This window comes from Kitasatospora aureofaciens, assembly GCF_019192735.1.
GTDB classification, from domain to species: Bacteria; Actinomycetota; Actinomycetes; order Streptomycetales; family Streptomycetaceae; genus Kitasatospora; species Kitasatospora aureofaciens_A.
The window spans coordinates 26,191-45,760 of the sequence record NZ_JAHTKP010000045.1 but is presented as its reverse complement, the minus strand read 5'-3'; the positions used below and the strand labels follow the sequence as shown (position 1 = coordinate 45,760).

Sequence of the window (19,570 nt, the reverse complement as noted above, 5' to 3'; positions counted from 1 at the left end):
GATCACCTACGCTGTGCCGGTTGCCTGCCGCCGAGCCAACTGGAGAAACGGTGCTGCCCAACCCGGTCCGCGCGGACCTGCCGACCGCCGCCCCGCCCCCGGCACAGCCGGCCGCTGCCCGGCCGGGCCGCCGCCGACCGGCCGCCGTGCTGGCGCTGCTGGCCGCCGTACCCGTCCCGCTGGTCGCGTTCGGCGCGGCCGTGCCGGCCGGGGCGGCCGCGCCGCAGCACCGGATCGTCGGCGGCGGCACCGCGAGCACCGCGGACCACCCGTGGGTGGTGGGGCTGGCCAGCCGCCAGCAGTTCGGCAGCGGGCGCTCCGGCCAGTTCTGCGGGGGAGCGCTGGTCACCCCGACCAAGGTGGTGACGGCCGCGCACTGCTTCTACGACGAGTCCAAGGGCGTCCGGGTGGACCGGCCGGGCCTCAAGGTCATCGTGGGCCGGGACGACTTGCGCGGCTCGGCCGGCCGCGAGGTGCCCGTCAAGGCCATCTGGATCCACCCCGACTACGCCTACGCCGCCAACATCAACGACGTGGCCGTGGTCACCCTCGCCGAGTCGCAGGGCTCCCGGCCGGTGCTCGACCTGGTCGGCCAGGGCGAGACCGAGCCGTACACGGCCGGGACCAGGGCGCAGGTGTACGGCTGGGGCGATATCAGCGGGCGGAGCGAGTACTCGCCCGTGCTGCGCGCGGCGGACGTGCCGATCGTCGCGGACCAGACGTGTGCGCGCGACTACCCGGGCGGGCAGGACGGGAAGTTCGACGCCAAGGGCATGGTGTGCGCGGGCGAGGAGAAGGGCGGCAAGGACGCCTGCCAAGGGGACAGCGGCGGGCCGCTGGTCGTCGGCGGGCGGCTGGCCGGCCTGGTGTCCTGGGGGACGGGCTGCGCGGAGCCTGCCCACCCGGGTGTGTACACGAGGGTCGGTGCCGTCGCGGATGCGGTGCGTTCGGTGCTGTGACGCTCTGCTGACCGCTCCGACGTTCTGACGTCCCGTCGGGTGGCTTTGAAGTGCGGGGCCTGCAGCAGGAGCAGACGCTGGAGAACAGCAGAGCCGGGCGATCGGCCCCAAGGGATCCGATCGCCCGGCCCACCGGTCGCGCTCGGTGCGCGACCGGACACAGCTCGACGCTGGCTGCTGGTGTGGCGCCCGGGATCAGCGCTCGTCGTCGACGGCCGTCGCGGTGGGGGTGCTGGTGAGACGGCCGCTCTCGTCCTGTATCTCCACGGCGATCTTCTTGAGCTCGGGCTCGAACTTCCGGCCGTGGTGGGCGCAGAAGAGCAGCTCTCCGCCGCTCGCGAGTACGACGCGCAGGTAGGCCTGGGCGCCGCAGCGGTCGCAGCGGTCAGCCGCGGTGAGCGGGCTCGCAGGTGTCAGAACAGTAGTCACGTCGCCTCTTCTCTAGCTCGACGAGCTGTCGTACCAGGGTCAACATCCAACCAGGCCGAAAACGTTCCCGCTCGTGGCTTTTCTTCTTTGAGGATTCTGCTGTGTTGATGAGGACGTGCCCCGGGGGCCGGTGGTTCATGCGTACCGGATCCCAGGATCCGCCCGTGCCTCGAACGCCCGATCGGAACCGGGTGCGAGATCCGCGTAGCATAATCCTCTGCCGGGTTGGAGCATAAGCCCCGTCCCAGGCCCCGGTAGCCTGCATAACGGCAGTTCCGGAGCCTGCGCGGGCCCCACGATCCGCCAGGACCGGTGGTACCGGGAGGAGATGGCGCTCCGGAGCCCCCGACTCCGGCGCAGCCCTTGTTCGCGCAGCGCGTACAAGCTGCGCGGGACCGGCCTTCCGTGCTGTGCACCCAGCGGAGGGGTGTGCACACGCTGGGAGACGGCTGTCGGTGCGGCGTGCTGCACTGGCGGATGCGTCCGGATGCGTCCGGGTGCGTCCGGATGTGACCGATGAGACAGAACTTCACCGAGGAGAGTGCCGCGTGAGCGCCGAAACGACCGTGCCGTCCGCACTGCTGGCCGGCGACGACGGTTCCAACTACACCGCTCGGCACCTGCTCGTCCTGGAGGGCCTGGAGGCGGTCCGCAAGCGCCCCGGCATGTACATCGGGTCGACCGACAGCCGCGGCCTGATGCACTGCCTCTGGGAGATCATCGACAACTCCGTCGACGAGGCCCTGGGCGGCTACTGCGACCGCATCGACGTCGTGCTGCACGCCGACTCCTCGGTCGAGGTCCGCGACAACGGGCGCGGCATCCCGGTGGACGTCGAGCCCAAGACCGGGCTGTCCGGCGTCGAGGTCGTGATGACCAAGCTGCACGCCGGTGGCAAGTTCGGCGGCGGCTCCTACGCGGCCTCCGGCGGTCTGCACGGCGTCGGAGCCTCGGTCGTCAACGCGCTCTCCGCCCGGCTGGACGTCGAGGTCGACCGCAGCGGCCACACCCACGCGATCAGCTTCCGCCGCGGCACCCCGGGCATCTTCACCGAGACCAGCCCGGACGCGCCCTTCGAGCCCGCCAACGGTCTGACCAAGGCCCGCAAGGTGCCCAAGACCCGCACCGGCACCCGGATCCGCTACTGGGCCGACCGGCAGATCTTCCTCAAGGACGCGAAGCTCTCGCTGGAGCACCTGCACAACCGGGCCCGGCAGACCGCCTTCCTGGTCCCGGGCCTGACCATCGTCGTCCGTGACGAACGGCTCACCGAGAGCGAGCAGATCGACGAATCGGTCTTCCGCTACGACGGCGGCATCGCCGAGTTCTGCGAGTTCCTGGCCCCGGACAAGCCGGTCTGCGACGTGCTGCGGCTGCGCGGCGAGGGCACCTTCAAGGAGACCGTGCCCGTCCTCGACGAGCTCGGCCACATGACGCCGACCGAGGTCACCCGTCACCTCGGCGTGGACATCGCGCTGCGCTGGGGCGCCGGTTACGACACCACCCTGCGCTCCTTCGTCAACATCATCGCCACCCCCAAGGGCGGCACCCACGTCACCGGCTTCGAGCGCTCGCTCGCCAAGACCGTCAACGAGGTGCTGCGCGCCAGCAAGCTGCTGCGCGTCGCCGAGGACGACATCACCAAGGACGACGCCACCGAGGGCCTCACCGCGGTGGTCACCGTCCGGCTCGCCGAGCCGCAGTTCGAGGGCCAGACCAAGGAGGTCCTCGGCACCTCGGCGGCCAACCGGATCGTCGCCGCCGTCCTCGCCAAGGAGCTCAAGGCCTTCCTCACCTCGGCCAAGAAGGACCACAAGCTCCAGGCCCGGGCGGTGCTGGAGAAGATCGTCGCCGCGGCCCGCACCCGGGTCGCCGCCCGCCAGCACAAGGAGGCCCAGCGCCGGAAGACCGCGCTGGAGACCAGCTCGCTGCCGGCCAAGCTGGCGGACTGCCGCAGCGACGACGTCGACCGCAGCGAACTCTTCATCGTCGAGGGGGACTCCGCGCTCGGCACCGCCAAGCTCGCCCGCAACTCCGAGTTCCAGGCGCTGCTGCCGATCCGCGGCAAGATCCTCAACGTGCAGAAGGCCTCGGTGAGCGACATGCTCAAGAACGCCGAGTGCGCCGCGATCATCCAGGTGATAGGGGCCGGTTCGGGCCGCACCTTCGACATCGACCAGGCCCGCTACGGCCGGGTCATCTTCATGGCCGACGCCGACGTCGACGGCTCGCACATCCGCACCCTGCTGCTGACCCTCTTCCACCGCTACATGCGGCCCATGGTCGAGCAGGGCCGGGTGTTCGCCGCGGTGCCGCCGCTGCACCGGATCGAGCTCACCAGCCCCAAGCGCGGCCAGGAGAAGTACCACTACACCTACTCCGACGCCGAACTGCGCTCCACCCTGCTGGAGTTCCAGCGCAAGGGGCAGCGCTGGAAGGAGCCGGTGCAGCGATACAAGGGTCTGGGCGAGATGGACGCCGACCAACTGGCCGAGACCACCATGGACCCGCGCCACCGCACGCTGCGCCGGATCAACCTGGGGGACCTGGAGCAGGCCGAGAAGATCTTCGACCTGCTGATGGGCAACGACGTCGCCCCGCGCAAGGAGTTCATCGTGGACTCGGCGGCCACCCTGGACCGCTCGCGCATCGACGCCTGACGCACCCCGCGCGACGAGGGCCCTCCACCCGTGGGTGGAGGGCCCTCGTGTTGCCGGTTCCACCCCCGGTCCACCCCGGCTCCGATCACCGGGCGGCGCCGGATCCGTAGCGTCGGAGAGGTCAGCACAAGCCTCCTGTCGGGACGGAGAGTTCGATGACCACCCTCGCCAATATCGTTCTGGTTGTCGCGGTAATGGCCCTGGTGATCCAGCGCCAGATGCGCGCCCAGCGCCTGGACACCCAACGCCGCTTCTGGCTGCTGCCGCTGATTCTCGGCGCGCTCGCGCTGCGCGACCCGCAGCTGATCGACCACGAGCACACGGCGGTCTCCGCCGTCCTGCTCGCCTTCTCCCTGGTGACGGTGCTCGCCATGGGCTCCGTCTGGGGCTGGACCGTCCGGCTCTGGCGGGCCGAGGACGGCTCGGTGTGGGCCAAGGGCACCAAGGCCACGCTGGCCGCCTGGGGCGGCATGATCTTCATCCGGGTCGGCCTGTTCGAGGCCGGCTCGGCGATGCACATCCACCAGGCGAGCAGTTCGCTGCTGCTCGGCCTCGCGGTCATGCTGCTGGTCCGGTCGCTCGTGGTGAACTGGAGGGCGCGGACCATGGAGCTGCCCCAGCAGGCCGCCGCGATCGGCTGACCGCCCCCACCGCCAGGTTCGAGCCACCGCCGTACCGGAGCCACTGCCGCACCCGAGCCACCGCCATATCCGAGCCGCCGCCGTGATCGAGATCCCCGAGGAGGCACCCGTGACCGGGTGGTACTGGACCCGCTGGCCGTCCCGCGAGGGGCTGGAGCGCGAGGCCGACAGCGGCCCTCGGCGGGTCCTGACCGTGCTCGGGCGGGTCGTGCTGCTCGTCAGCGTCACTTGGGGGACGTACGCCGGCGGCAAGTACCACGGCTGGGCGGCGGTGGCCGCCGGCGCCGGGCTGGTGGCCATGCTGGGGCTGAGCGCGGCCTACCTGCACGCCACCCGGGAACAGCGGCTCCTGCCCTCGCTCGGCCTGGCCGCCGCCCTGATCGGCGTCGGCTGGCTGGCCAACTACGGCGGGGCATACCTGCTGGCCGACGTCACCTGGTACGGGCTGGCCGTGATGGCGCTGGTCCGGCTGCCGCCCGCGCCCGCGCTCCTGGTCGCGGCGGCGGCGCTGGGCTCCTACACCGCCGTCAGCTGGGCGAGTTGGCTCAGCATCGTGTCCACGGTCGGCGGGCTGGCGCTGCTCGGCTACCTGCTGCGGCTGGACATCGAGGCACGCGGCACCGCGCGCCGGCTGCTCGCCCAGGAACGCGCCGCCCGGGCCGCCGAGGCGGAGAGCGCGGCCCTCGCCGAACGGGCCAGGATCGCCCGCGAGATCCACGACGTGCTCGCCCACAGCCTCTCCGCGCAGCTCGTCCACCTGGAGGCGGCCCGGCTGATGCTGGATGCCGGCACCGACCGCGAGCAGATCCGCGAACGGGTCGTCGCCGCCCGGCGGATGGCGCAGGACGGGCTGGCCGAGACCCGGCAGGCGCTGTCCGCGCTGCGCGGCGAACTCACCCCGGTGGGGGACTTCCTGGTGGAGCTGACCGGGCGCGAGCGGGCCTCGCTCACCGTCACCGGCACCCCCCGGCCGCTCGCCGCCGAGGCCGCGCTCGCGGTGCGGCGCACCGCGCAGGAGGCGGTGACGAACGTCCGCAAGCACGCGCCCGGCGCCAGGTGCGGCGTCGAACTGCGCTACCTGCCGGGCGCGGTGGAGCTGGAGGTGCGCAACTCCAGGGCGCCGCGCGGCGAAGCGCCGGCGGAGCTGGCGGGCAGCGGCAGCGGGTACGGTCTGCTGGGGATGCGCGAACGCGCGGAACTGCTCGGCGGCACCCTGCTGACGGGCCCGGAGGACGACGGAGGATGGCGCGTGCTGCTGCGGGTGCCGGCATGACCGGAGCGCTGACCAGGGTGCTGGTGGCGGACGACCAGACGGTCGTCCGCGAGGGCATCGTGATGTTGCTCGGGCTGCTGCCCGGGATCGAGGTGGTCGGTTCGGCGGCGGACGGGGAGGAGGCCGTCGCCCTGGTGGAGCGGCATCACCCGGACGTGGTGCTGATGGACCTGCGGATGCCGCGCGTCGACGGTGTCGAGGCGACCCGGCGGATCCGGGCGGCGCACCCGGAGACCGAGGTCGTGGTGCTCACCACCTATGCCGACGACGACTCGCTGTTCCCGGCGCTCCAGGCCGGGGCGCGCGGCTACCTGACCAAGGACGCGGGCGGCGAGGAGATCGCCCGGGCCATCGCGGACGTGCGCTCGGGCGCGGCCGGGCTCTCGCCGCAGGTCCAACTGCGGTTGCTGGAAAAGCTGTCGGATGCCCAGGGCACCCCGGCGCCGGCGCCTGCGTCAGCGCCCGTACCCGCCGCCACCCGGCCGGGGGAGCTGCCGGACGGGTTGACCGCCCGCGAGGCAGAGGTGCTGGCGCTGATCGCCGCGGGTCTCTCCAACACGGAGATCGCCCAGCGGCTGTTCGTCAGCCCCGCCACGGTGAAGACACACATCAACAACCTCTTCGCGAAGACCGCCGTGCGGGACCGGGCGCAGGCCGTCGCGTACGCCTTCCGACACGGAATCACTGGTACGCAGCAGTAGTCGCATGAGTGTCTGTCGGATGATCGATCACCTCATCGAGTGAACGTATCTGCAATGGTCAGAGACGCTGTTCAGGGGCCTCCATGATGGTTCGGGTCAGAGTGCCCGCCGGTCCAGGAGCAGCAGTGCCACAGCAGCAGATGAGCAGTCCAGGGCAGGGGCAGAGATTCGACTGGTGGGCAGCTCCGGCCGCCGCCACCGCGTCCGCTCGGCCGGATCGGCCCACTCCGCCGGCCGCCGCCCGGCCGGTCCCGTCGGTACCCGTTCAGCCAGCGCCCGTCCCGGCTGCCGCCCATGCCGCCGCGCCCGCCGTACCTGTCGCCGGACGGGCCACCGCCACCGACAGCACCGAGGTGTACCGGGCGGTCCAGGGCAGCGAGGCATTCCAGGAGATCCGACGTAGCTACCGGGCGTTCGTCTTCCCCGTCAGCAGCGCCTTCCTCGCCTGGTACCTGGCGTACGTCGCCGCCCAGGCCGCCGCGCCCGACCTCATGCGCAGCCCGGTGGCCGGACCGTTCAACGTCGCCTGGCTGCTCGGCCTGCTGCAGTTCGCCACCACGTTCCTGCTCACCTGGCTCTACGCCCGCAACGCCCGCACCAAGCGCGACCGCGCCGCCCTGGGCCTGCGCTGGGACACCCAGGACCAGCTGCGATGACGACCGCGATGACGACCGCCACCCCGCCCCCCGTCGCCCCCGCCGGCGACCACCACGACCTCGCGATCGTGCTCTTCGCCGTCATCGTCCTGGTCACCCTCGGGATCACCCTGTGGGTCGGCCGCCGCGGCAGCGCCGCCGAGGACTTCTACGCCGGCGGCCGGGACTTCACCCCGCTGCAGAACGGCTTCGCGCTCTCCGGCGACTACCTCTCCGCTGCCTCCTTCCTCGGCGTCGCCGGGCTGATCGCCCTCTACGGCTACGACGGCGTGCTCTACAGCATCGGCTTCCTGGTCGCCTGGCTGGTCGTCCTGATGCTGGTCGCCGAACTCGTCCGCAACGCCGGCCGGTACACCCTCGCCGACGTGCTCGCGCTGCGGCTGCGCCGTCGCAAGGTCCGGGCCGCGGCCGGTGGCGCCAGCGTCGTCGTCACCCTGCTCTACCTGGTCGCCCAGATGGTCGGCGCGGGCTCGCTGGTCGCCCTGCTGCTCGGTACCAACAGTGCGCAGGCCAGGACCTGGACCATCGTCGCGGTCGGCGGCCTGATGATCGTCTACGTCACGGTCGGCGGGATGCGGGCCACCACCTGGATCCAGATCGTCAAGGCGTTCCTGCTGGTCGCCGGTTCGGTGCTGCTCACCGTGCTGCTGATGGTCCGCTTCCACGGCGACGTCGGCGAGCTGATGCGCCAGGCCGCCCAGCACAGCGGCGCCGGGCAGCGCTACCTCGAACCCGGGCTCAAGTACGGGGCGACCTCCACCAGCCGGCTCGACTTCTTCAGCCTGGGCCTCGCCCTCGTGCTCGGCACCGCCGGGCTGCCGCACATCCTGTCCCGCTTCTACACCGTGCCCACCGCGCGGGCCGCCCGCCGCTCCACGATGTGGGCGATCGGTCTGGTCGGCGGCTTCTACCTGATGGCCATCGCGCTCGGCCTCGGCGCCACCGCGCTGGTCGGCTCGGCGGAGGTGCGGCACGCCAACTCGGCCGGGAACACCGCCGTTCCGCTGCTGGCCCTGGTGCTCGGCGGCGGCAACGGCAGCACCGGCGGGGTGGTGCTGTTCGCGCTGATCTCCGCGATCGCCTTCGCCACCATCCTCGCCGTGGTCGCCGGGCTCACCCTGGCCTCCTCGGCGGCCTTCGCCCACGACATCTGGGCCGGTGCCTGGCGCGGCCGCCCGCGCCGCCGGTCGTTGCTGCGGCGCCGCGCCGTGCCGGCCTCCCGGCCGTCCGGCGAGGCCGGGGGTGAGGCTCAGAGCGAGGCCGAGGGTAAGGCCCAACGCGAGGCCGGCGAGCGCCAGGAGGTCGTCGTCGCCCGGATTGCCGCCGTCGGGATCGGCGCGGCGGCGATCGCGATCAGCCTCTTCGCGCAGCAGCTGAACGTCGCCTTCCTGGTCGGCCTGGCGTTCGCGGTGGCCGCCTCGGCCAACCTGCCGGTGCTGCTGTACACCCTGTTCTGGCGGCGGTTCACCGCCCGCGGTGCGATCTGGTCGGTGTACGGCGGGCTGATCCCGGCCATCGTGCTGGTGACCTTCTCGCCGGTCGTCTCCGGTACCAAGGTGGCGCTCTTCCCCGGCGTCGACTTCCACTGGTTCCCGCTGGAGAACCCCGGCATCGTCTCCATCCCGCTCGGCTTCCTGGCCGGCTGGATCGGGACGCTCACCTCGCCCGAACCAGCCGACGCGGACCGCTTCGCCGAGCTGGAGGTGCGCTCCCTCACCGGGGCGGGCGCGGCCTGAGCCGCGCCCGGGGGAACCCGGCGGGCCTGGGGCCGCCGGGTTCCCCCATGTCACCCGGTGCGGGTCACCTGGTGCGGCCGGCCAGTCCGTAGCGGTGCTCCGGCCGCCCGGTGTCGCCGTAGCGAAGGGTCAGCCGCAGCCGGCTGTCCCGCTCCAGCTGCTTGAGGTAGCGCTGCGCCGTCGACCGGCTCAGCCCGGTGGCGTCCGCCACCTCCTGCGCGGACAGCGGACGGCCCGCCTGCCGCAGCACGCCGAGCACCAGGTCCGTGGTCGGCGCCGAGTGCCCCTTCGGCAGCGGACCGCCTGGGGCGGCGGCGCTGCGCAGCGTCGCGAACAGCCGGTCCACCTCGTCCTGGCCGGCCTCCCGGGCCGCCGGACCGGCCAGCGCGTGCCGCAGCTGCGCGTACGCGACCAGCTTCTCCCGAAGCCCGGCGAACGTGAACGGCTTGACCAGGTACTGCAGCGCGCCGTGCTGCATCGCCGCATGCACCGTCGACACGTCCCGAGCGGCCGTCACCATCATCACGTCGCAGGCCACTTGGCGCTCCCGCAGCCGGCGCACCAGGGCCAGGCCCGTCTCGTCCGGCAGGTGGTGGTCGAGCAGCAGCAGGTCGACCGGGCGGCGCTCCAGCGCGGCCAGCGCCTCCCCGGCCGAGTGCGCCGTCCCCGTCACCCGGAAGCCCGGCACCTTCGCCACGTAGGCGGCGTGCACGTCCGCGACCCGGAAGTCGTCGTCCACCACGAGTACGTCGATCATCACGCCTCCACGAGTCGCTGGGTGAGCAGGGCCTCCGGCAGCTCGACCGTGAACCGGGCGCCGCCCAGCGGCCCCGCGTCGAGCACGATCCGGCCGCCGGTGCGCTCCACCAGCCGCCGCACCATCGCCAGACCCAGCCCGCGCGGCCGGTGCGCGGGCGCGTCCTTGCTGGTCCACCCCTCCTCGAAGACCTGCTCGCGCAGCTCCTCAGGTACGCCCGGGCCGCTGTCCGCGACCTGCAGCAGCAGCGTCGAGCCGGCCGCTGCCAGCGTCACCTCCACCTCGCCGCTCCCACCCGGCGCCAGCGCGTCCACCGCGTTGTCGATCAGATTGCCGAGCACCGTCACCAGCGCCCGCGCGTCCACTACGACGTCCGGCAGGTGCGCCGCCGGGGCCAGCACCAGCCGCACCCCGCGCTCGCCCGCCACCGCCGACTTGCCCGCCAGCAGCGCCGCCACGTGCGGATCCTGCACCTGCTCGGCGATCCGGGCCGCGACCACCGTGTGCGAGCCGGACTGCTCGGAGATGAACGCCACCGCCTGCTTGTGCCGGCCCAGCTCCAGCAGGCCCAGCAGGGTGTGCATCCGGTTGGCGTGCTCGTGGTCCTGCGCGCGCAGCGCCTCGGTCAGGCTGCGGGTCGTGTCCAGCTCCCGGACCAGCGACTCCAGCTCGGTGCGGTCGCGCAGGGTCACCACCGCGCCGCCCTCGGCGGTGGCCATCCGGTTCACCACCAGCACCCGGTCGTCGCGGACGGCCGGCAGGTCCGGGCCGGTGATCCGCCCGGCCAGCACGTCCGCCAGCCGACCCGGCGGCAGCACCGCGTCGATCGGACGGCCGGTGCAGCCCTCGGGCAGGCCCAGCAGGCGCACTGCCTCGTCGTTCGCCAGGCGGATCCGGCCGCGCTCGTCCAGCGCCACCATGCCCTCGCGGATGCCGTGCAGCATCGCCTCCCGCTCCACCAGCAGCGCCGAGATGTCGGCCAGCGCGATGTTGTGCGTACGGCGCTTCAGCCGCCGGGCCAGCGCCAGCGTGGCGATCGTGCCCGCAGTCAGGCCGGCGCCCGCGCACAGCAGGATCCCGGTCAGCATCTTCAGCAGCCGGCGACGGATCGAGTCGTCGCTGATGCCCACCGACACCTCGCCGACGATCCGCCCGTCCGCGACCCGCAGCGGCACCTTGCCGCGCGCGGTGCGCCCCAGCGTGCCCTCCTGGATCGCGGTGACGCTGCGCCCGCTGAGCGCCGGCTCCGGGTCGGTGGAGACCCGGTGGCCGATCCGGCCCGGGTCGGTGTGCGAGAGCCGGATCCCGTCCAGGTCGGTGACCACGACGAAGCTGGCGCCGGTGGCCAGCCGGATCTGCTCGGCGTTGCGCTGGGCGGTCGCCGAGTCGCGGGCCTCGGCGGCCCGGGCGATCACCTCGTCGGTGGCGGTGGCCTGGGCGATCGACAGCGCGCGCTGCATCGCGTCGTGGTCCAGCTCGCTGCTGACCGGGGCCAGGAACAGCCCGGCGGTCACAGCGGTGACACCGACGGTGACGACGGTCTGGCTGAGCAGCAGCTGCGCGAAGACCCGGCGGGGCCAGCGGGGGCGCTTCATCCGGGCCTCCTCTCGGCGGCTTCGGGTCTGTGCAGGTGGGGGGTTGGGACACCCTATGTTTCCGGCGCGTTTCTGTCAGCGGCGTCCCCGCAGTTGTAGCGGAAGCAAAACGAGCAGAACACCCCTCAATGCGGAGAAACCGCAGTACGCCGAGAAGCCTCCCGCGGAGGCCTGGCCCGCTCCTACCTTCCTCGGGCAAGCACTGACCCGGGAGGAACGCATGAGTAACACCCCGGCGATCGAGCTGACGAACGCCACCAAGCGGTTCCGCACCCCGTCCGGGGCCCTGCACACCGCCGTACGCGATCTCGATCTGACCGTCGCCCAAGGCGAGTTCGTCGCCGTCGTCGGACCCACCGGCTGCGGCAAGTCCACCACGCTGACCCTGGTCAGCGGCCTGGAGGAGCCCACCGAGGGCGAGGTCCGGGTGTACGGCGAGCCGGTCCGCGGGATCAACCCCAAGGTCGGGTTCGTCTTCCAGCAGGACGCTGTCTTCCCCTGGCGCACCGTCCTGTCCAACGTCATGGCCGGCCCCCGCTTCCGCGGCGTGCCCGCCGCCGAGGCGAAGGAGCGGGCCCGGGACTGGCTGGGCCGGGTCGGCCTCGGCGCCTTCGAGGACCGCTACCCGCACCAGCTCTCCGGCGGCATGCGCAAGCGCGTCGCGCTCGCCCAGACCTTCGTCAACGACCCGGACATCCTGCTGATGGACGAGCCGTTCTCGGCGCTGGACGTGCAGACCCGCGCCCTGATGTCCGACCAGCTGCTGGAGCTGTGGGCCGGGACAGGCTCGTCGGTCGTCTTCGTCACCCACGACCTGGACGAGGCCATCGCGCTCGCCGACCGGGTCGTCGTCATGACCGCCGGACCGGCCACCGTCAAGGAGATCTTCACCGTCGACCTGCCACGACCGCGCACCGTGGAGGCCGTCCGGCTGGAACCGAGGTTCGTCGAGCTGTACCGCGAGATCTGGGCCTCGCTCGGCGAAGAGGTGCGTATCACCCGTGAGAGAGGAGCGGGTCGTGCCGCTTGAGACCGCGCCGGCCGTCGCCGGCAAGCCCCCGGCGGCCACCCCCGCCACCCGCACCGAGGCCCGCGAACGAGCCGCCCGCAACCGGAAGTTGACGGTCTACGGCGCCCGGATCGCGGTGCTGCTCGCCTTCCTCGGGCTCTGGGAGGTCTGCGCCCGCACGGACGTCATCGACCCGTTCAACTTCTCGCAGCCGTCGAGGATCTGGGACCAGATCTGGCAGTGGGTCACCCACGGCACCGCGCAGGGCTCGCTCGGCGAGCAGATCGGCTACACCCTCTACGAGGCCCTCACCGGCTGGGTGATCGGCGTCACCGGCGGTGTGCTGCTCGGCATCGCGCTCGGCCGGATCCGCTTCCTGGCCGACGTGTTCGGGCCCTACATCAAGGTGCTCAACGCCATCCCGCGCATCGTCCTCGCCCCGATCTTCCTGATCTGGTTCGGCCTCGGCCCGGCCTCCAAGGTCGCCTCCGCGGTGGTGCTGGTGTTCTTCCCGGTGTTCTTCAACGCCTTCCAGGGCGCCCGCGAGGTGGACCGCAACCTCGTCGCCAACGCCCGAATCCTCGGCGCCGACAACCGCAGGGTCACTCTCCAGGTGGTCATCCCCGCCGCCACCACCTGGATCTTCACCAGCCTGCACGTCAGCTTCGGCTTCGCGCTGATCGGCGCCATCGTCGGCGAGTACATCGGCGCGACCAAGGGCCTCGGCCTGCTTGTCGCCGCCGCCCAGGGCACCTTCAACGCGGCCGGTGTGTACGCCGCCATGACCATCCTCGCCGTTGTCGCGCTGCTCACCGAGGGGTTGCTGACCTTCGCCGAGAAGAAGCTGTTCCGCTGGAAGCCCGCCGACGCGGGCGACGGCCGCTGACCCCACCCCTTCGCTGAGAGAGGCACCCCCACCCATGCGCAGATCTGCTGTTGCCGCCCTCGCCGCCGTCCTCCTGCTCCCGCTCTCCGCCTGCGCCAACGACGCCGCCACGTCCACCCACGGTGCCGCCGCCCCGGCCGGACAGCAGGTCGACGGGCCCAAGGTCAAGATCATGGTCGGCGGCCTGGACAAGGTCATCTACCTGCCCGCGATGCTCACCCAGCGGCTCGGCTTCTTTGCCGAGGCCGGCGTCAACGTCGAGCTGATGAGCGAGCCCGCCGGTGTCAACGCCACCACCGCACTGCTCGCCGGGGACGTCCAGGGCGCCGTTGGCTTCTACGACCACACCATCGACCTCCAGGCCAAGGGCAAGAACGTCGAGTCCGTGGTGCAGTTCTCGCAGGCCCCCGGCGAGGTCGAGCTCGTCTCCACCAAGCAGGCCGACGCCATCAGGTCCGGCGCCGACTTCAAGGGCAAGAAGCTCGGCGTCACCAGCGTCGGCTCCTCCACCGACTTCCTCACCAAGTACCTCGCGGTCAAGAACGGCACCGCCGTCAGCGAGTTCAGCCCGATCGCGGTCGGCGCCGGCCAGACCTTCGTCGCCGCGCTCCAGCAGGGCAGCATCGACGCCGGGATGACGACCGACCCGACCGTCGCCAGCGTCCTCGACAAGGGCCTCGGGAAGATCCTCTACGACATGCGCACCCCCGAGGGCTCGCGCCAGGCGCTCGGCGGGCTCTACCCCTCGTCCTCGCTCTACATGAACACCGACTGGGTGGAGAAGAACAAGGACACCACCCAGAAGCTCGCCAACGCCTTCGTGAAAACCCTCAAGTGGATGTCCACACACAGCCCCGAGGAGATCGCCGCGAAGATGCCCGCCGACTACGTGCAGGGCGGCGCCGAGCAGTACGCGGCGGCGATCAAGGCGACCCTGCCGATGTTCACCACGGACGGCGTGATGCCGGCCGACGGCCCGAAGACCGTCCTCGCGGTGCTCGCCGCCTTCCACCCGGACGTGAAGGGCAAGGAGGGCTCGATCGACCTCTCCCGCACCTACACCACCGAGTTCGTCGGCAAGGCCGCCACCGGCTGACCAGGCTCGCTCTGACCAGGCCCTTCTGGGCCGGCCCCGGACGCGACGGTCCCGCGCTCACCCCCACGGGCGCGGGGCCGCTCGCGTGCTACTCGCCCCGGACGGACAGGACGTCCATCCGCGACGGCGTGCCCGCCGCCTTGCCGCAGCTCTCCGGACGCGGCGGCTCGCTCGCCCCCTCGATCACGTCGACCTCCCACGCCCGGCCGTCCGCGTGCAGCACCGTGACCAGCCAGCGGCCCTCGCCGTCCGGCCGCAGCGTCAACGTCAGCGCGTCCACCCGGGTCTCGCCGGTCGCCAGCCGCACCGCCTGCTCGGCCGCCTGGCCCGGACGGTCCCAGCCCGAGCAGCCCCGCGACCACTCCGGCACCATGTGCCCGGCCGCCGTCGCCGCCAGTACCTCCTTGGCGCTCTCCGCCGTCAGCCGTCCGTACGCGTAGCCGTACGGCAGCACCAGCATCGTGGGGGAGAAGCGGTGCCCGCCCAGGTGCGTCACCTCCCACACCTCGCTGTGCCCGGCGGCCGCCAACTCCGCTGCGAGCGGACGGCCCAGCAGCGCGCAGCAGCGGTCCCGCCGCCCGTTCGTGCACACGAGCGCCACCGGACCGCCGACGTGCGCCACGCCGAAGCCGGTGTGGTCGCCGGCACCCAGCGCGGCGAAGTCCAGCCCCAGCAGCTCGGCCGGATCGGTCACCTCCGCCCGGCGCACCCAGCCGCGGCCCGGCACCGTGTGCGCGACGATCACCTCGTGCCGCGCCGTCGGCAGGCAGTCCGCGTGCCGCCCCGGCCGGCGGATCAGCGCCACCCGCACGCCCGTTCCCGCCGCGGCCGCCTCCAGCGCCCGCCCCACCGCCGGGTCCAGGTGGCTCTCGCCCAGGGCCTTCGCGCCCCACGGCCCGTTCTGCTCGACCAGCAGCCAGGTGGTGGCCACCGCCGCCGTGGCGGACAGCGGCTCCGACAGTTCCCGCGACAGCGTCGCACACGTACTCACGCGGGCCAGGCTACCCGCACCGCCTGCCGCGCCCCTGAACGACGGAGGAGGGGTACCGGATGCCTCCGGTACCCCTCCTCAGCTCTGCGTTACCCCGTGCGCGGTTACGCCGGGCCCGCGACCACCGCGATCGGCGTCGTCACCGGCGAACCCGAACCGTCCCGGCGCGGATCGCGCTCGGGCAGGTCCACCGGAGCGCCCTTCGCCGTCGCCGCCCGGGCCGGGGCCGCGCCCGCCCAGGCGAACGTCAGAGCGTCCTCACCGCGCAGGAACCGCTGGCAGCGGACACCGCCCGTCGCCCGGCCCTTGCGCGGGTACTGCTCGAACGGCGTGACCTTCCACGTCGACTGCTCCTCGCCCGTCAGCGTGCCCGATGCACCCGCCACCGAGACCACCACCGCGTCCACCGCCGGATCCACCGCCGTGAACGACAGCACCCGGACACCGTCCGCGAGCTTGATGCCCGCCATGCCACCCGCCGGACGGCCCTGCGGACGCACCTGCCCCGCCGGGTAGCGCAGCAGTTGCGCGTCCGAGGTGATGAAGACCAAGTCCTCGTCGCCGGTGCGCAGTTCGACCGCACCCACCAGCGCGTCACCCTCCTTGAGGGCGATCACCTCGAACTCGTCCTTGTTCGCCGGCCACTCCGGCACCACCCGCTTCACCACGCCCTGCACCGTGCCGAGCGCCAGCCCCGGCGACGACTCGTCCAGCGTGGTCAGCGCCAGCACCCGCTCACCCGCCTCCAGCCGCAGGAACTCGCCCACCGCCGCCCCGCCCGCCAGCGTCGGCGACGGCGTCGGCGGCAGCGCCGGCAGATCGATCACCGGCAGCCGCAGCACCCGGCCCGCCGACGTCACCACACCGACGTCCGCCCGCGCCGTCGCCGGCACCGCCGACACGATCACGTCGTGCTTCGACCGCGACTCCGACAGCTCGAACGGCTCCCCGTCCGCCGTCCGAGCCAGCAGACCCGTCGACGACAGCAGCACCCGGCACGGATCGTCCGCCACCTCCAGCGGCACCGCCGGCGCCGCTGACGCCGCCGTGCCCGCCTCCAGCAGCACCGTCCGCCGCTCCGTCCCGAACTGCTTCGCCACCGCGCCCAGTTCGGACGACACCACGCTGCGCAGCCGCGTGTCCGACTCCAGGATCTCGGTCAGCTCCGCGATCTCCGCGGTCAGCTTCGCCTTCTCCTGCTCCAGCTCCACCCGGTCGAACCGGGTCAGCCGCCGCAGCGGCGTGTCCAGGATGTACGCGGTCTGCGTCTCCGACAGCGAGAAACGCTCCATCAGGCGCTCCTTCGCCTGGGCCGCGTTGTCGCTCGACCGGATGATCGCGATGACCTCGTCGATGTCGAGCAGCGCCACCAGCAGGCCCTCGACCAGGTGCAGCCGCTCCTCGCGCTTGCGCCGGCGGAAGTCGCTGCGCCGCCGCACCACCGAGAACCGGTGGTCGACGTAGACCTCCAGCAGCTCCTTCAGCCCCAGCGTCAGCGGCTGGCCGTCCACCAGCGCCACGTTGTTGATGCCGAAGGTCTCCTCCATCGGCGTCAGCTTGTACAGCTGCTCCAGCAGCGCTTCCGGCACGAAGCCGTTCTTCACTTCGATCACCAGCCGCAGCCCGTGCTCGCGGTCGGTCAGGTCCTTGACGTCCGCGATGCCCTGCAGCTTCTTCGCGTTGACCAGGTCCTTGATCTTCGCGATGACCTTCTCCGGGCCGACGTTGTACGGCAGCTCGGTCACCACGATGCCCTTGCGGCGCGCCGTCACCGCCTCCACCGTCGTCGTCGCCCGGATCTTGAACGTGCCGCGGCCCGACTCGTACGCGTCCCGGATCCCCGCCAGGCCCACGATCCGCCCGCCCGTCGGCAGGTCGGGACCGGGCACGAACCGCATCAGCGTGTCCAGGTCCGCGTTCGGGTGCTTGATCAGGTGCCGTGCGGCCGCCACCACCTCGGACAGGTTGTGCGGCGGCATGTTCGTCGCCATGCCCACCGCAATGCCCGTCGCGCCGTTCACCAGCAGGTTCGGGAACGCGGCCGGCAGCGCCTGCGGCTCCTGCTCGCTGCCGTCGTAGTTCGGCCCGAAGTCGACGGTGTCCTCGTGGATCGACTCCACCAGCGCCATCGACGCCGCCGTCAGCCGCGACTCCGTGTAGCGCATCGCGGCCGGCGGGTCGTCGTTGCCCAGTGAACCGAAGTTCCCGTGCCCGTCGATCAGCGGAAGCCGCATCGAGAACGGCTGCGCCATCCGGACGACCGAGTCGTAGATCGACGCGTCACCGTGCGGGTGAAGCCGGCCCATCACCTCGCCCACCAGACGGGCGCACTTCACGTGCGCGCGCTCCGGGCGCAGGCCCATCTCGTTGGCCTGGTACAGGATCCGGCGGTGCACCGGCTTCAGACCGTCCCGCGCGTCCGGCAGCGCGCGGGAGTAGATCACCGAGTAGGCGTACTCCAGAAAGGAGCCCTGCATCTCGTCCACGACGTCGACGTCGAGGATCCGCTCCTCGAAGTCTCCGGGCGGCGGGGTCTGCGAACTGCGGCGGGCCATCGCGGCGGGGCTCCCTTACGTCTCGCTTGCTGTGTCTCGATCGGTCTCTGTCGCTGTCTCTGTCGTCCAGCCACCGGCCCCCGTCAACAAGGCGCGGCGCCCCCATTGTGGACCCTCGCACCGACACTCCCGGCCAGTGGCCCTCTTCCGCCCCTGGCGAACGCCCCGTCCGCGCGGACACAAACACACCCCCCACGCGTTGCACCACAATGGGGGACGCCACACGAACCCCGAGCCACACGAACCCCGACATCGACGACGGGAAGGACCCGAGCGCATGGCCAACCCGGCCCCCGCCTCCAGCCGAGGCATCGCCATCACCGAGCACCGCCTGGCCAACGGCCTGCGCGTCGTCCTCTCCGAGGACCACCTCACCCCGGTCGCCGCGGTCTGCCTCTGGTACGACGTGGGCTCCCGGCACGAGGTCAAGGGCCGCACCGGCCTCGCCCACCTCTTCGAACACCTCATGTTCCAGGGGTCGGCCAACGTCTCCAACAACGGCCACTTCGAACTCGTGCAGGGCGCCGGCGGCTCGCTCAACGGCACCACCAGCTTCGAGCGCACCAACTACTTCGAGACCATGCCCGCCCACCAGCTGGAGCTCGCCCTCTGGCTGGAGGCCGACCGCATGGGCTCGCTGCTCGCCGCCCTCGACGAGACGTCCATGGAGAACCAGCGCGACGTCGTCAAGAACGAGCGCCGCCAGCGCTACGACAACGTCCCCTACGGCACCGCCTTCGAGAAGCTCACCGCGCTCTCCTTCCCCGACGGCCACCCGTACCACCACACCCCCATCGGCTCCATGGCCGACCTCGACGCCGCCACCCTTGAGGACGCCCGCGCGTTCTTCCGCACGTACTACGCGCCCAACAACGCCGTCCTCTCCGTCGTCGGCGACATCGACCCCGAGCAGACCATCGCCTGGGTCGAGAAGTACTTCGGCAGCATCCCCGCCCACGACGGCAAGCAGCCCCCGCGCTCCGGCGAACTCCCCGACACCATCGGCCGTGAACTCCGCGAGGAGATCCACGAGGACGTCCCCTCCCGAGCCCTCATGGCCGCCTACCGCCTCCCGCACGACGGCACCCGCCAGGCCGACGCCGCCGACCTCGCCCTCACCATCCTCGGCAGCGGCGAATCCAGCCGCCTCTACAACCGGCTCGTCCGCCGCGACCGCAGCGCCGTCGCCGCCGGCTTCGGCCTGCTCCGCCTCGCCGGCGCCCCCAGCCTCGGCTGGCTCGACGTCAAGACCTCCGGCGACGCCACCCTCGCGCAGATCGACGCCGCCGTCGACGAGGAACTCGCCCGCTTCGCCGCCGAAGGCCCCACCGCCGCCGAACTCGAACGCGCCCAGGCCCAGATCGAGCGCGAATGGCTCGACCGGCTCACCACCGTCGCCGGCCGCGCCGACGAACTCTGCCGCTACGCCGTCCTGTTCGGCGACCCCAAGCTGCTCAACGACGCCCTCCCCAAGGTCCTCGACATCACCGCCGAGGAGGTCCAGGCCGTCGCCAAGGCCCGGCTCCACCCCGACAACCGGGCCGTCCTCGTCTACGAGCCCACCCCGGCCGACGCCGACGACACCGACGCTGCTTCCGAAGAGGAGGGTGCCGCCGTATGAGCACC

The 19,570-nt window shown here is 72.2% G+C and carries 16 protein-coding genes; 11 read left to right on the top strand and 5 right to left on the bottom strand.

The window, feature by feature from the left end:
* Positions 1–146: 146 nt before the first annotated feature.
* On the top strand, positions 147–959 hold the full coding sequence (locus tag KV557_RS30955) for a S1 family peptidase (RefSeq protein WP_218204873.1): 813 nt from the start codon (positions 147–149) through the stop codon (positions 957–959).
* 195 nt (positions 960–1,154) lie between these two features.
* Here KV557_RS30955 and KV557_RS30950 read toward each other — a convergent pair whose 3' ends face one another.
* The gene (locus KV557_RS30950; RefSeq protein ID WP_218204860.1) at positions 1,155–1,388 is read right to left on the bottom strand and encodes a DUF7455 domain-containing protein; all 234 of its coding nucleotides are present in this window, start codon (positions 1,386–1,388) and stop codon (positions 1,155–1,157) included.
* Positions 1,389–1,936: 548 nt separating this feature from the next.
* Between KV557_RS30950 and KV557_RS30945 the strand changes: the two genes are divergently transcribed.
* The 6 genes from KV557_RS30945 (at position 1,937) to KV557_RS30920 (ending at position 9,055) form a co-directional block, all read left to right on the top strand.
* Positions 1,937–4,048 (top strand): DNA gyrase/topoisomerase IV subunit B, encoded by a 2,112-nt coding sequence (locus tag KV557_RS30945; RefSeq protein ID WP_218204859.1) that lies wholly within the window; start codon positions 1,937–1,939, stop codon positions 4,046–4,048.
* A 155-nt stretch (positions 4,049–4,203) separates the two neighbouring features.
* Positions 4,204–4,689, top strand: a complete 486-nt coding sequence (locus KV557_RS30940; protein ID WP_218204858.1) for a CcdC protein domain-containing protein — start codon at positions 4,204–4,206, stop codon at positions 4,687–4,689.
* 109 nt (positions 4,690–4,798) lie between these two features.
* The gene (locus KV557_RS30935) at positions 4,799–5,962 is read left to right on the top strand and encodes a sensor histidine kinase (protein ID WP_218204857.1); all 1,164 of its coding nucleotides are present in this window, start codon (positions 4,799–4,801) and stop codon (positions 5,960–5,962) included.
* Positions 5,959–6,663 (top strand): response regulator transcription factor, encoded by a 705-nt coding sequence (locus KV557_RS30930; RefSeq protein WP_218204856.1) that lies wholly within the window; start codon positions 5,959–5,961, stop codon positions 6,661–6,663. The genes KV557_RS30935 and KV557_RS30930 overlap by 4 nt, the downstream gene beginning before the upstream one ends.
* Positions 6,664–6,788: 125 nt before the next feature.
* Positions 6,789–7,319 (top strand): DUF485 domain-containing protein, encoded by a 531-nt coding sequence (locus KV557_RS43230; protein ID WP_308130155.1) that lies wholly within the window; start codon positions 6,789–6,791, stop codon positions 7,317–7,319.
* Positions 7,316–9,055 (top strand): solute symporter family protein, encoded by a 1,740-nt coding sequence (locus KV557_RS30920; protein ID WP_256178197.1) that lies wholly within the window; start codon positions 7,316–7,318, stop codon positions 9,053–9,055. Before KV557_RS43230 ends, KV557_RS30920 begins: the two co-directional genes overlap by 4 nt.
* A gap of 64 nt (positions 9,056–9,119) precedes the next feature.
* Here KV557_RS30920 and KV557_RS30915 read toward each other — a convergent pair whose 3' ends face one another.
* Positions 9,120–9,812 (bottom strand): response regulator, encoded by a 693-nt coding sequence (locus KV557_RS30915; protein WP_218204855.1) that lies wholly within the window; start codon positions 9,810–9,812, stop codon positions 9,120–9,122.
* Positions 9,812–11,407, bottom strand: coding sequence for an ATP-binding protein (locus tag KV557_RS30910; protein ID WP_218204854.1), 1,596 nt, complete (start codon positions 11,405–11,407; stop codon positions 9,812–9,814). Before KV557_RS30910 ends, KV557_RS30915 begins: the two co-directional genes overlap by 1 nt.
* A 220-nt stretch (positions 11,408–11,627) precedes the next feature.
* Here KV557_RS30910 and KV557_RS30905 point away from each other — a divergent pair, with 220 nt between their 5' ends.
* Genes KV557_RS30905 through KV557_RS30895 form a run of 3 tightly spaced genes read left to right on the top strand, consistent with a single transcriptional unit; the run spans position 11,628 to position 14,398 of the window.
* Positions 11,628–12,437, top strand: a complete 810-nt coding sequence (locus KV557_RS30905) for an ABC transporter ATP-binding protein (RefSeq protein ID WP_218204853.1) — start codon at positions 11,628–11,630, stop codon at positions 12,435–12,437.
* A complete protein-coding gene (locus tag KV557_RS30900; protein ID WP_218204852.1) occupies positions 12,427–13,302 on the top strand; it encodes an ABC transporter permease in 876 nt (291 codons plus the stop codon). The genes KV557_RS30905 and KV557_RS30900 overlap by 11 nt, the downstream gene beginning before the upstream one ends.
* A gap of 34 nt (positions 13,303–13,336) precedes the next feature.
* Positions 13,337–14,398 carry an ABC transporter substrate-binding protein gene (locus KV557_RS30895; RefSeq protein WP_218204851.1) on the top strand — a complete coding sequence of 354 codons (1,062 nt, stop codon included), beginning with the start codon at positions 13,337–13,339 and terminating at the stop codon, positions 14,396–14,398.
* A gap of 88 nt (positions 14,399–14,486) precedes the next feature.
* Here KV557_RS30895 and KV557_RS30890 read toward each other — a convergent pair whose 3' ends face one another.
* Together KV557_RS30890 and KV557_RS30885 are read right to left on the bottom strand one after the other, a co-directional pair.
* Positions 14,487–15,389 carry a sucrase ferredoxin gene (locus KV557_RS30890; RefSeq protein WP_218204850.1) on the bottom strand — a complete coding sequence of 301 codons (903 nt, stop codon included), beginning with the start codon at positions 15,387–15,389 and terminating at the stop codon, positions 14,487–14,489.
* A 104-nt stretch (positions 15,390–15,493) separates the two neighbouring features.
* Entirely contained in the window at positions 15,494–17,944 is a 2,451-nt protein-coding gene (locus KV557_RS30885; protein WP_218204849.1) for a DNA gyrase/topoisomerase IV subunit A, read from the bottom strand.
* Between the two features lie 277 nt (positions 17,945–18,221).
* Between KV557_RS30885 and KV557_RS30880 the strand changes: the two genes are divergently transcribed.
* Positions 18,222–19,565, top strand: a complete 1,344-nt coding sequence (locus KV557_RS30880) for a M16 family metallopeptidase (protein ID WP_218204848.1) — start codon at positions 18,222–18,224, stop codon at positions 19,563–19,565.
* The last annotated feature ends 5 nt before the right edge of the window (positions 19,566–19,570 follow it).